The organism is Alicyclobacillus sp. CIJ1, assembly GCF_057538885.1.
Map to the genome: position 1 here is coordinate 360498 of NZ_BAAJPH010000063.1, position 12471 is coordinate 372968.

10 protein-coding genes and 2 tRNA genes are annotated in these 12471 nt (G+C 61.4%); all 12 read left to right on the forward strand.

Going from position 1 to position 12471, the window contains the following annotated elements:
* The first annotated feature begins 8 nt into the window (after positions 1-8).
* The 12 genes from rdgB to hemC all read left to right on the forward strand — a co-directional run bounded on the left by rdgB (position 9) and on the right by hemC (position 12471).
* Positions 9-590: an RdgB/HAM1 family non-canonical purine NTP pyrophosphatase gene (gene rdgB / locus AC27E8_RS03230; RefSeq protein WP_487098073.1), complete on the forward strand. Its 582-nt coding sequence runs from the start codon at positions 9-11 to the stop codon at positions 588-590.
* Positions 591-675: 85 nt separating this feature from the next.
* Positions 676-749 (forward strand) — tRNA-Gly (locus tag AC27E8_RS03235).
* Between the two features lie 5 nt (positions 750-754).
* Positions 755-830 (forward strand) — tRNA-Arg (locus tag AC27E8_RS03240).
* Positions 831-972: 142 nt separating this feature from the next.
* A complete protein-coding gene (tig, locus tag AC27E8_RS03245; RefSeq protein ID WP_487098071.1) occupies positions 973-2280 on the forward strand; it encodes a trigger factor in 1308 nt (435 codons plus the stop codon).
* Positions 2281-2359: 79 nt separating this feature from the next.
* Positions 2360-2956 (forward strand): ATP-dependent Clp endopeptidase proteolytic subunit ClpP, encoded by a 597-nt coding sequence (gene clpP, locus AC27E8_RS03250; RefSeq protein WP_012811146.1) that lies wholly within the window; start codon positions 2360-2362, stop codon positions 2954-2956.
* A 69-nt stretch (positions 2957-3025) separates the two neighbouring features.
* Complete coding sequence (clpX, locus tag AC27E8_RS03255; RefSeq protein ID WP_008340896.1) at positions 3026-4297, forward strand: ATP-dependent protease ATP-binding subunit ClpX; 1272 nt, start codon at positions 3026-3028, stop codon at positions 4295-4297.
* A 98-nt stretch (positions 4298-4395) separates the two neighbouring features.
* On the forward strand, positions 4396-6072 hold the full coding sequence (lonB, locus tag AC27E8_RS03260; RefSeq protein WP_487098070.1) for an ATP-dependent protease LonB: 1677 nt from the start codon (positions 4396-4398) through the stop codon (positions 6070-6072).
* A gap of 81 nt (positions 6073-6153) precedes the next feature.
* Positions 6154-8589 carry an endopeptidase La gene (gene lon, locus AC27E8_RS03265; protein ID WP_487098068.1) on the forward strand — a complete coding sequence of 812 codons (2436 nt, stop codon included), beginning with the start codon at positions 6154-6156 and terminating at the stop codon, positions 8587-8589.
* On the forward strand, positions 8586-9248 hold the full coding sequence (gene yihA, locus AC27E8_RS03270; protein WP_487098066.1) for a ribosome biogenesis GTP-binding protein YihA/YsxC: 663 nt from the start codon (positions 8586-8588) through the stop codon (positions 9246-9248). The genes lon and yihA overlap by 4 nt, the downstream gene beginning before the upstream one ends.
* 126 nt (positions 9249-9374) lie before the next feature.
* Entirely contained in the window at positions 9375-10730 is a 1356-nt protein-coding gene (gene hemA, locus AC27E8_RS03275; RefSeq protein WP_487098064.1) for a glutamyl-tRNA reductase, read from the forward strand.
* 14 nt (positions 10731-10744) lie between these two features.
* Positions 10745-11536 (forward strand): cytochrome c biogenesis protein CcsA, encoded by a 792-nt coding sequence (ccsA, locus tag AC27E8_RS03280; RefSeq protein WP_487098063.1) that lies wholly within the window; start codon positions 10745-10747, stop codon positions 11534-11536.
* A gap of 17 nt (positions 11537-11553) precedes the next feature.
* Positions 11554-12471, forward strand: coding sequence for a hydroxymethylbilane synthase (hemC, locus tag AC27E8_RS03285; RefSeq protein ID WP_487098061.1), 918 nt, complete (start codon positions 11554-11556; stop codon positions 12469-12471).

Genomic DNA, 12471 nt, shown 5'->3' on the forward strand with positions numbered 1-12471 from the left:
TGGTGCAGATGCGCATCGTAATGGCCACGCAGAATCGGAACAAGGTTCGAGAGTTCGCGGAGATCCTTGGGGGTCGAGTGGAACTTGTGCCTCTCCCTTCAGGGCTGCCGAAGGCGCCTGAAACGGGTGAAACCTTCTTAGAGAACGCGCGTCAAAAGGCGCTGTTTTACGCGGCATACGTCGAGGATCCCGTACTCGCCGACGATTCCGGGCTTGTGGTTCCCGCGCTTGGCGGCGAGCCGGGTGTACATTCGGCGCGCTACGCGGGGGAAGGCGCGGATGATGGCGCCAACAACGACAAGCTCGTCCAGGCGCTTCGCTCCAGGGGGCTTCGGCAAGCTGAAGCATGGTTTGCCTGCGCGCTTGTCCTCGCTCGCAAGGATCGGGTCATGTTGGAGGTTGAATCGCGGGTGGACGGCGTCGTCTATGACGAGCCGAGGGGAGAACACGGATTTGGATACGATCCGCTGTTTTCTCCGCAGGGAGCGTTGCGCCGATTCGCGGAGATGTCCGCCGCGGAGAAGCACCAGTTCTCTCATCGCGCGCGGGCCGTGCGCGAGTTATTGGCCCGCATTCCTGAAATGACCTGAGACGAATGGACGTGAACCACGTCGGGAAGGCGCTATCTTGATATCCCCTGCCTGATCGACTAAACTATCGAAGGTGGTATGATATGCGGGTGTAGTTCAACGGTAGAACTCCAGCCTTCCAAGCTGGCGGCGGGGGTTCGACTCCCCTCACCCGCTCCATTCGTGTCTCAGTAGCTCAGGGGATAGAGCAGCGGTCTTCTAAACCGCGGGTCGGGGGTTCAAATCCCTCCTGAGACGCCACGCGGGCAAGCCATGAGCACCCACCGGGGTGCTCAATTCACAGATGGGCCTCGCACGCGGTTCAAGCGAGAGTGGTGACCGCGAACGCGCGCACGCGGGTTCGTCGGATGGTTTGTGGGACACAGTTAGGAGGATCGGTTGAATGGCAGCGAAGTGGGAAAAGACTGGCGCAAATGTGGGTGTGCTCGAAGTGGAGGTCGACAGCGAGCGATTCGCCCAAGCGCTAGATGAGGCTTTTAAACGCGTCGTGAAGCGCGTTGTCCTTCCAGGTTTCCGGAAGGGGAAAGTTCCGCGCAAGCTGTTCGAGAAGCGGTTTGGCGTGGAGTCGTTGTACGAGGACGCGGTCAACATCCTCTTGCCGCAGGCCTATCAAGAAGCCGTCATGGAGACGGGCATTGAGCCGGTTGATCAGCCTTCGGTCGACGTCGTGCAGGTGGAGAACGGGAAGCCTTTCATCTTTAAGGCGACCGTCACCGTGAAACCCGAGGTTCAACTCGGCGAGTACAAGGGCATCGAAGTGGAAGACAAGGTCTTCGAGGTCACCGACCAGGACGTCGAACAAGAGGTTCAGAATGTCCTCCGGAGTCATGCTCAGATCGAGACCGTCGAGGATGGGGCGGTTGAGAAGGGCGACGTGGTCACCATCGATTTCGAAGGGACCGTCGATGGCGAGCCTTTCGAAGGCGGAGAGGCGGAAGGCTTCCGCTTGGAGATTGGCAGTGGGGCGCTCGTCGCGGGGTTTGAAGATCAGCTGATAGGCATGAAGCCCGGTGAAGAGCGCGACATCGAGGTCACCTTCCCGGAGGATTACCACGTGAAGTCTTTGCGCGGCAAGGTGGCGCGCTTCCACGTCAAGCTGCATGAGATCCGGCGGCCCGTGCTGCGTGAGCTGAACGACGAGTTCGTGCAGGAGATCAGCGAATTCCAAACGGTCGATGAATACATGGCCGATCTTCGCAAGAAACTCGAAGAGCGGGCAAAACTCGAGCACGAGCGATATATTGAGAATGAAGTTGTGAGAAAGGCGACTGAGCGGGCCACGATGGAGATCCCGCCGGTCATGATTGAGCGGGAGATCGACCACCAAATTGGCCACTTTGCGCAACAGTTGCAAATGCAGCAGATTCCGCTCGACGCGTATCTTGAGTTCACGGGATTGACGATGGAGGAGCTGCGTGATCAGTACCGCGGGCTGGCGGAGCAAAACGTTCGCACGAGCCTTGTGCTCGAAGCCATCGCTGAGGCCGAGAAGGTGGAAGTCACCGAGGAAGACGTCCAACAAGAGATTGCGCGCATGGCCGAGCAGACCGGCCTAGAGGCGGACCGGGTGCGTCAGCTCCTGAGTTTCCGTGACCCAGAGCTCGTGAGCTTGCGGGCGGATCTGAAGACGCGCAAGACGGTGCGCCTGTTGGTGGACCACGCGAAGATCGTGCCGCCGACCGACAACTGATCGAGGCGAGTTCAGGACAAGACAAGGCCAGAGCCTTGTCTTGTCCTCTACATGGCCGCAGGGAGAGGGAGGCTGTTGCATGTATTATCCGATTCCGTACGTGATCGAACAAACGAGCCGCGGCGAGCGGACGTACGACATTTATTCTCGCTTGCTGAAGGATCGGATCGTGATCCTGGGAACGCCGATCGACGATCAGGTCGCGAACTCGATCGTCGCACAGCTTCTGTTCCTGGCGGCCGACGATCCTGAGAAGGACATTCAGATGTACATCAACAGCCCAGGCGGTTCTGTGACCGCAGGCATGGCCATATACGATACCATGCAGCACATCCGCCCGGCGGTGTCCACGCTGTGCATCGGCATGGCCGCGAGCATGGGCGCGTTCCTGTTGGCGGCGGGTGAGAAGGGAAAACGGTACGCCCTGCCGAATGCAGAGATCATGATTCACCAGCCGCTCGGCGGCGTCGAGGGCCAGGCTTCGGACATCAAAATCCATGCCGAATGGATTTTGAAGACGAAGGATAAGCTGAATCGCCTGCTTTCCGAACGGACGGGGCAACCGCTCGAGGTCATCGAGAGGGACACGGATCGCGACCACTTCATGACGGCCGAAGAGGCGAAAGCCTATGGTCTGATTGACGAAGTGTTGCATCCGCTGCATCCGGTTCGGTGAAGGTGGGAATCGGATGTCTTTGCCTTGTGCGGCCGGTGTGGTAACCTCGTAAGAGGAGGGGAACGAACCATGTTCAAATTTAACGAGGAGAAGGGCCAACTGAAGTGCTCCTTCTGCGGTAAGACGCAGGAGCAGGTGCGGAAGTTGGTTGCTGGCCCCGGCGTATATATCTGTGACGAGTGCATCGAGCTGTGCAACGAGATTGTCGAGGAACAGCTCGGTGAAGACGACGAGTTCGAGTTGAAGGATGTGCCGAAGCCGACCGAGATCAAGGCGGTTTTGGATCAATATGTCATTGGTCAAGAACACGCCAAGCGGGCGCTGTCCGTGGCGGTGTATAACCACTACAAGCGCATCAACGCGGGCTCGCAGAAGAACGACGACGTGGAACTGTCGAAGAGCAATATCTTGCTCATTGGGCCTACGGGCAGCGGGAAGACGTTGCTCGCGCAGACGTTGGCGCGCACGCTGAACGTCCCGTTTGCCATCGCGGACGCGACGTCGCTCACCGAAGCCGGGTACGTCGGCGAAGACGTGGAGAACATCTTGCTGAAGCTGATCCAGGCGGCCGACTACGATATCGAGAAGGCGGAGCGCGGGATCATTTATATCGACGAGATCGACAAGATTGCGCGCAAGTCGGAAAATCCGTCCATCACGCGCGACGTCTCGGGCGAAGGCGTGCAACAGGCGCTGCTGAAGATCCTGGAGGGCACCATCGCGAGCGTGCCGCCGCAGGGTGGGAGGAAGCATCCGCATCAGGAGTTCATCCAGATCGACACGACGAACATCCTGTTCATCTGCGGAGGCGCGTTCGACGGCCTGGAGACCATCATCAAGCGCCGGCTCGGCAGCAAGGTCATCGGGTTCGGTGCGGCGGGATCGGCTTCGAGCGAGACCAAGGATTCCGCCATTCTTCAGCATGTGTTGCCGGAAGACCTGTTGAAGTTTGGGTTGATCCCGGAGTTTATTGGGCGCCTGCCCGTGATCGCGACGCTGGATGCCCTCGACGAAGAAGCCTTGAAGCGCATCCTGACGGAGCCCAAAAATGCGATTGTGAAGCAGTTCCAAAAGCTCCTTGATATGGATAATGTCGTGCTTGAGTTTCACGAGGACGCGCTTGAGACCATTGCCAAAGAGGCCATCCGGCGAGGCACCGGTGCGCGCGGGCTGAGGGCAATCATCGAGTCGATTATGCTTGACGTGATGTATGAATTGCCCTCGCGCGATGACGTGCAAAAGTGCATTATTACGAAGGCTGCCGTGTTGCGCGAGGGACCGCCTATCGTCCTTCGTAAAGACGGCACGGTCATCCCGTTCCAGCGAGAAGAGACCGCCTGACGGCGGTTCCGGGCCAGCCCCAGCGGGCTGGCTTTTCGTTTATCCCTCTTCCTGCAAGGCAATACTGCATAGCGCAGCAGGAAGAGGGAGGGATCCGGATGACGGCCAGTATTCTGGCAGCCGTACAACTGTTCTTCGCGCTCGTGATTGGGATGTATTTTTGGAATTTGCTTCGCACCCAGAATCAGAGCCGACACGCTATCGAGCGCGAGTCTAAGAAAGAGCTGGAGAAGCTGCGTCGGATGCGCGCCATCTCGCTCACGGAGCCGCTCGCGGAGCGCACCAGACCGCAGAGAATTGACGATATCATCGGCCAGCACGACGGCGTGCGCGCGCTTCGCGCAGCACTGTGCGGTCCCAACCCGCAGCACGTCATCATCTATGGACCGCCTGGCGTGGGGAAGACCGCAGCTGCGCGCTTGATTCTCGAAGAGGCCAAGCGGACGCCGGGCTCGCCCTTTAAACCGGACGCGAAGTTCATCGAGATCGACGCGACCACGGCGCGCTTCGACGAACGTGGAATTGCCGACCCGTTAATCGGTTCCGTACACGATCCCATTTATCAGGGCGCGGGCGCAATGGGGATTGCGGGCATTCCACAACCGAAGCAGGGTGCAGTCACCAAGGCGCACGGCGGAGTGCTGTTTATCGACGAGATTGGGGAACTCCATCCGATTCAGATGAACAAGCTGCTGAAGGTGCTCGAGGACCGGAAGGTGTTCCTCGAGAGCGCGTACTACAGCAGTGAGGATACCAACATCCCGGTGCACATCCACGACATCTTCCAAAACGGTTTGCCCGCCGATTTCAGGCTGGTTGGCGCGACGACGCGATCGCCCGAGGAGTTGCCGCCGGCGCTCCGTTCGCGCTGCGTGGAAATCTTCTTCCGCGCCCTTACGCGTGAAGAGATTCGCCAGGTGGCCGAAGGCGCGGCGGAGAAGCTAGGCATGCCCTTCGAAGAGGGCGTGGCGGATACCGTCGCCGATTATGCCACCAACGGGCGTGACGCCGTCAACCTCGTTCAGATGGCGGGTAGCCTCGCGATGATGGAAAAGCGATCGTCCATCCGTCGAGAGGACATTGAATGGGTCGTCGAGTTCAGCCGTCTCACGCCCCGCCCAGACAGGAAGATCGCAGACAAGCCCCAAGTGGGTGTCGTGAACGGCCTCGCGGTGTACGGACCTCAGCTCGGCATGTTACTTGAGATTGAAGTGACAGCCACGCCTGCGCCGGATGGAGACGGCCGTCTGATCATCACCGGCCTCGTGGAGGAGGAGACCATTGGCGGGCGCGATCGATCCATCCGCCGCAAGAGTATGGCCAAGTCTTCGTTGGAAAACGTCTTGACGACGTTGGAACGCCTGTACGGCATTCGAGCGACTGATTATCACTTGCACGTGAACTTTCCGGGCGGCGTGCCCGTCGATGGGCCGAGTGCGGGCGTCGCCATGGCGGTCGCCATTTATTCGGCCGTCCGGATGGAGCCTGTGCTGCATACCGTGGCCATGACGGGGGAACTCTCCATTCTGGGCTTGGTCCGACCGGTCGGCGGCGTGACGGCCAAGATCGCCGCGGCGGCAGAAGCGGGCGCGAAGGTCGTATTGATTCCGAAGGCGAATTGGCAGGAGTCCTTTCGCCAACGCGCGGACATCCAGGTGGTCCCCGTCGAGCGGCTGGAGGATGTGTTGCGCCTCTCGCTGGTGAGCGGCCTTGACGATCATGGCGTCCGGTCCGACGTTGCCGCGGCCATGATCCAGAAACCTCTCGCACAATGAGCGTCGTGACGCGTTCGACTTTGCCGCGGCGATTGGATACAATGAAGGGCATCGTCAGGGAGAGAGTTCGGAGGTGGGGGCATGGTGACCGAGGGGCATTCGGCGCCAGAGACCAAGGACGTATACCCGCTGTTGCCGCTCCGCGGCCTGCTCGTGTTCCCGGGCATGGTGCTGCATTTTGACGTCGGTCGGCCGAAGTCGGTCCGCGCACTTGAGCAGGCGGTGTCGAACGACCACCTCATTGTGCTGGCTTCTCAGGAGGACGGGCAGGTGGACGATCCGTCGGCTGACGACCTGTACCGGGTCGGTACGCTCGCGCGCGTGAAGCAGATGCTCAAGTTGCCGAACGGGACCATCCGCGTGCTGGTCGAGGGGCTTAAGCGCGCCGTGGTGCGCGAGTTTGTCTCCGAAGAGAAATCCTTCACCGTGCGCGTGGAGACGTATGAAGAACCAGAGGAGGTTCCCACCACGCCCGCCATCGAGGCGATGCGCCGTTCGGTCACCCAGCAGTTTGAACAGTACGTGCGGTTGTCCCGCAAGCTCGATCTCGACACGTACGCGACCGTGGTAGACATGTCGCATCCGGGCCAGTTTGCGGACGCCGTGGCATCGCACCTGCCTTTGAAGGTGCGGGAGAAACAGGACATCCTCGAGGCGTTCGACATCGAGAAGCGCCTCGAGCGCCTACTGCAGATCCTCTCCGACGAGCGCGAAGTCCTGGAGCTCGAGCGAAAGATTCACCAGCGCGTGCGCAAGCAGATGGAGCGGACTCAGAAGGAGTATTACTTGCGCGAGCAAATGAAGGCCATCCAGCGGGAGCTCGGCGACAAGGAGGGGCGCCAGGCTGAGGTCGATGAACTTCGCGAAAAGCTCGCCGCCAAACCCATGCCCGACGACGTGCGGGATCGGGTGGAAAAGGAAATCGCTCGCTTGGAACGAATTCCACCTGCATCGGCCGAGGGCACCGTGGTTCGCAATTACGTCGAATGGTTGCTTGCGCTGCCCTGGCTGGAATCGGCCAAGTCAACTGCAGACGTCGCGCGAGCAGAGCGCATCCTGAACGAGGAACATTACGGCCTCGACAAGGTGAAGGAGCGCATCCTGGAATTCATCGCAGTGCAGGCGCTCACCGACAAGCAGGCCGGCCCTATCATTTGCCTGGCCGGTCCTCCGGGCGTGGGAAAGACGTCGCTGGCGCGGTCTATCGCGAAGTCGCTCAAGCGGCCGTTTGTGCGCGTGTCGCTCGGCGGCGTACGGGACGAGGCCGAAATCCGAGGCCATCGCCGGACCTACATCGGTTCCATGCCTGGGCGAATTCTCCAGGGCATGCGGCAGGCCGGCGTCATCAACCCGGTGTTTTTGCTCGACGAGATCGACAAGATGGCGAGCGATTTTCGCGGCGATCCAGCCTCAGCGCTGCTTGAAGTGCTCGATCCCGAGCAGAATCACGCGTTTTCCGACCACTACATCGAAATCCCGTACGACTTGTCCAACGTGCTGTTCATTACGACCGCCAACAACGTATACCAGATCCCTGGACCGCTGCGGGATCGCATGGAGGTCATTCAGCTCTCGGGTTACACGGAGATCGAGAAACTCCATATCGCCAGAGAGCACCTGCTGCCGAAGCAGCGAGCCGCCCACGCGCTCAAGGGAGATCGCATTCGCATGTCGGACGACGTGTTGCTGGAGATCATTCGGCACTACACGCGCGAGGCAGGCGTGCGACAGTTGGACCGGCAGTTGGCAGCCGTATGCCGGAAGGTGGCCCGAGCGGTGGCCGCTGGAGAGGCGAAGCGCGTGACGGTCACGAGTTCCGTCCTGCGGTCGTATCTGGGGCCTCACAAGTATGAGTTCGGCGAGATGGAGGCGGAGGATCAGGTCGGCGTTGTGGCGGGGCTTGCGTGGACGGAAATGGGCGGAGATCTGCTGCTCGTCGAAGTCTCAATTGTTCCTGGATCTGGAAAACTTGTGCTGACGGGCCAGCTGGGCGACGTCATGAAGGAGAGCGCGCAGACGGCCTTATCGTACGTGCGCTCGCGCAGCCGAGCCCTCCGGCTTCCGCCGGATTTCCACGAAAAAGTGGACATTCACATCCACGTCCCAGAGGGCGCCATTCCCAAGGACGGGCCTTCGGCGGGCATCACGATGGCCACCGCCCTCGTCTCCGCGCTCACGCACGTCAAGGCGCGCCGAGACGTGGCGATGACGGGCGAAATCACGTTGCGCGGGAGGGTTCTGCCCATTGGGGGGCTCAAAGAGAAGAGCCTTGCGGCTCACCGCGCCGGGATCCGGACCATTCTGATCCCGAAGGGAAACGTCAAGGATTTGGACGACGTGCCGGACCTCGTGAAGTCGGAAGTCGAGTTTATCCCTGTCTCCCACATGGACGAGGTCTTGCGCCTGGCACTGGTGGACAATCCGCTCGATCACGCTGGAGGTTCTCTGGCGGACGAACCTTGGTGGGCTGACGTGTGGTCGGACAGCCGATTCGGAGGAGGCGAGGCGCACCAGTGATTATCCGCAGTGCCGAATTAGAAGCGGTGACCGTTCGGCCGGATCAGTGGCCAAAGACGAGGTTACCCGAATTTGCATTTCTCGGCCGCAGCAACGTGGGAAAATCCACGTTGCTCAATCGGCTGTTGAACCGAAAGCAACTTGCGCGCGTCTCGTCACAACCTGGAAAGACGCGCCAGATCAATTTCTACCTCGTCAACGGATCGTTTCGGTTTGTCGATCTTCCCGGTTATGGCTACGCCGCCGTGAGCAAGCAGGAGCGGGAGCGGTTCGCGGTGATGATCGACCGCTATTTGAATCAACGCGACTGCCTGCGCCGGATCTTTCATCTCATCGACATTCGGCACGAGCCCACGAAGGACGACGTCGCGGTCCACACCGCCCTGCTCGAGCTGGGCGTGCCCGTGTCCGTGGTGGCGACCAAGGCGGATAAGATAGGGAAAAGCCATATCCCGAAACACGTGAAGGTCATCCGCGAGACGCTTCGCACACCGGTGGACATCTGGCCGGTCTCCGCCGAGAAGCGAACGGGACTGGAAGCGCTGTGGGCTGTGATGGAAGGCGATCTCGCGGAAACACGCGCGTCGAGCGCCCCGGGCGAGTCGTCCGATCCCGCCATCTCCTTCACCGCGGCAGATCCAGAGAGACGAGAGACGTGAGGGTGGGCTATTCCACCATGGGCCCCTCTCAACAACGTTCAAGGGAGCGTCACACCCGATGGGCCGAAGCCCTTGGGCAGGCGCTCCTGCTGCTCTATAATGGGATAGGACGTGGGGGTGACGCGTGTGAAGATCTTTGTTGTGGGGCTCAGCCACAAAACAGCGCCCGTGGAACTGCGTGAGCGCGTGAGCCTCGGTGAGGCCGAGGTTCGTCACGTTTTGACGCAGCTCCGCGATTCGCGAACTGTGCTGGAGAGCGTCGTGGTATCGACGTGCAATCGCCTCGAGGTTTATGGCCTCGGCCCGAGCGCACGGGCCGGATCCGACTTTGCGCTGTCCGCCGTCGCCCGCCTCACCGGCGTGGATCGAGACTTGCTCAAGCGGTACGCCTACGTCCGGGAAGGGGAAGATGCGGTGCGGCACGCCATGCGGGTCGCTTGTGGGCTCGACTCGGTGGTGTTTGGCGAGACGCAGATCCTGGGCCAGGTGCGCGATGCGTACCAGTTGTCGCTCGAGGAGGGCGCAACAGGTTCTGTGTTGAACCGGCTGTTCCGCGAAGTCATCCATGTGGGCAAGCGGGCTCAGACAGAGACATCCATCGGGCGAGAAGCTGTGTCTGTGAGTTACGCCGCTGTGCAGCTTGCGCGCAAGGTGCTTGGGGAGCTTCGGGATAAACAGGTCGTCGTGATTGGCGCTGGTCATATGGCAGGACTCGCCGCGCGCCATTTCGCCGCACACCAGCCGAAGTCCCTCCTCATCTTCAACCGGACGCTGGAAAGGGCGCAGGCGCTCGCCGCTGAAGTCGGTGGTGACGCGCGGCCCTTGGATGAGGTAGGGCTTGCAGAAGCGCTGATCCGCGCGGATGTGGTGCTAAGTGCCATCGGCCGAGGGCGCTACGTGGTGACGCAGGAAATGGTTGCGAATGCCATGACGTCGCGCCGTGGACGGCCGCTTGTCATCCTGGACATTGCCGTCCCGCGCGACGTGGATCCCGAGGTGTCGCGTTGGACGTCGGCTTACCTGTACGATGTGGACGATCTCGAGGGCGTGGTCGCCGCGAATCTCGAGGAGCGCGCTCGCCAGGAGGCTGCGGTCGAAGCGATGATTGACGAGAGCGTCCGCGCCTTCTCTCGATGGTTGGCGGAGCAGGAGGTCGTACCCGTGATTGCCGCACTGCATCAGCGCGGAGAGGCCATCGAGCGCGAGGTCATGGCGAGCCTCGTGCGCAAACTCCCTCACCTCAGCGAGCGAGATCAGAAAGTCATTCACAAGCACATGATGAGCATCGTTCACCAACTGCTGAGGGAACCTGTGAAAAACGTCAAGGAGTTGTCGCTGCAGTCGGGCGACCCCGGTTACGCGGAGACGCTCGCCGCGCTGTTTGGCCTAGAGCCCGAAACGGGCCACAACCGCGTTCGCGTCGAGTGGGGACAAGGCTCTTCCTATGCCGCCGACGCTGCCCGGCGGCCGGCGCTCTCCTAGGGTGAGCGATAGACATGGGGACGTGGTATGTCCTGAGCATGGTTGCGTATGCGTTGGCGCTCGTGTGGTCCGGCTGGTCGTTCGCGCGGGCGACACCTTTCTCTCCGCGCGTCGGTTATGGGCTGTATGTAGCGTCCTTCGCACTCGTGACAGCTGTGTTTCTCGCGCGCTTGGCCTCCCTGCGTGGCGCGGCGGACTATTCTCGTGGCGATCTCGCCTTGTTCATCGCGTGGCTCATGATCACCGTCACGGTGGCGATGGGGCGCGGCGCCGCTTGGAGCCCCGTGGCGCTCCTGTTGAACGCGGTAGGGTTTGGCCTCGCTCTTCTGGCGGGAGGTCTGCAGGCGCAGTCGAACACGCCGTTTCTTCCTGCGTCGAGCCTTCTCGCGCTCCACGTCGCGCTGGCGGTGCTCGGGGACACGGCCTTTGCGTTCAGCTTTTCCTTTGCACTCATGCACCTCGTGCTTGAGGAGCGCCTTCGCCGGCGCCTGTTCGACCGCTGGTACCTGCACCTGCCTTCGCTCGCCACGCTCGACAGCTTGTCGCTGTTTGCGAGCGCGACGGGGGCAGGTTTGCTGTTTCTGGCCGTGGTGACGGGGCTCTGGTGGGGCGATAGAGTGCTTCACCAATGGCTGCTGACATGGCCCAAGTTTATGGTGACTGCGTTTTGTCTCATGCTATATGTCAGCTACTTGGTCTGGCGGATGCGCCGGAGAGTTGCGACCCGCGCCATGATGGTGTTTCAGGTCATCTGCTTTGTCGCGGTGCTCTCCAATTTGCTGTTTGTCGGCGGAAGGCTGCCATGACCCGAGGGAGGATAGAATTGCGGACGTTACGAGTCGCGACGAGGCGGAGCGCGCTCGCGCTCACCCAGACGAATTACGTGGTGGATCTTTTGAGACGGGTGGCGCCTGGCGTCGAGTTTGAACTCGTGCCCATCCGGACGCGCGGCGACGAGATCGTGGATCGAGCGCTGTCCGAGGTAGGCGGCAAGGGGCTGTTTGTTGCGGATATCGAGGAAGCCCTTGCCACTGGACAAGCCGATCTGGCGGTACACAGCCTCAAGGACGTGCCGTTCGAACTGCGCGAGGGCCTCACCATTGGGGCCGTGCCGCCCCGCGAAGATCCGAGGGATGCCCTGATCAGCCGGACGGGCCAAGGGCTGTTCGATCTGCCGTCGGGCGCTCGCGTGGGGACGAGCAGTTTGCGCCGGCAGGCGGCCCTCCTCCGCCTTCGGCCGGATCTTTGTGTGGACACGCTGCGCGGCAACGTCGACACGCGGCTCCGGCGCCTTGAAGAGGGACAATTTGATGCCATCGTGCTTGCGGCGAGCGGGCTACACCGCCTGGGGCTGGCCGGGAAGATCACGGAGTACCTCCCCGTGGATCGATTTGTGCCCGCGGTGGGGCAGGGCGCGCTTGCCGTGGAATGCCGAACCGAAGACGACGAGGTGATGCGATACCTCGCCGCCATCTCGGATCCCGATACGACGCGCGCCGTTGAAGCAGAGCGCGCGTTCCTATCGCGGGTCGAGGGCAGTTGCCAGGTGCCCATCGGCGCCTACGCTGAATCCGTCGGGTGCGGGCTGCGCCTGATCGCGTTTGTCGCCGATCCCTCCGGGAACCATCACCTGCAGCTTGAGCGCACAGGGGACGACGCGGGGGCGCTTGGCGTCGCAGTGGCTGAAGAGATGCTTCGCCAGGGCGCCGAGGCATGGCTTCGACCTGCGCGAGGTGGTTGA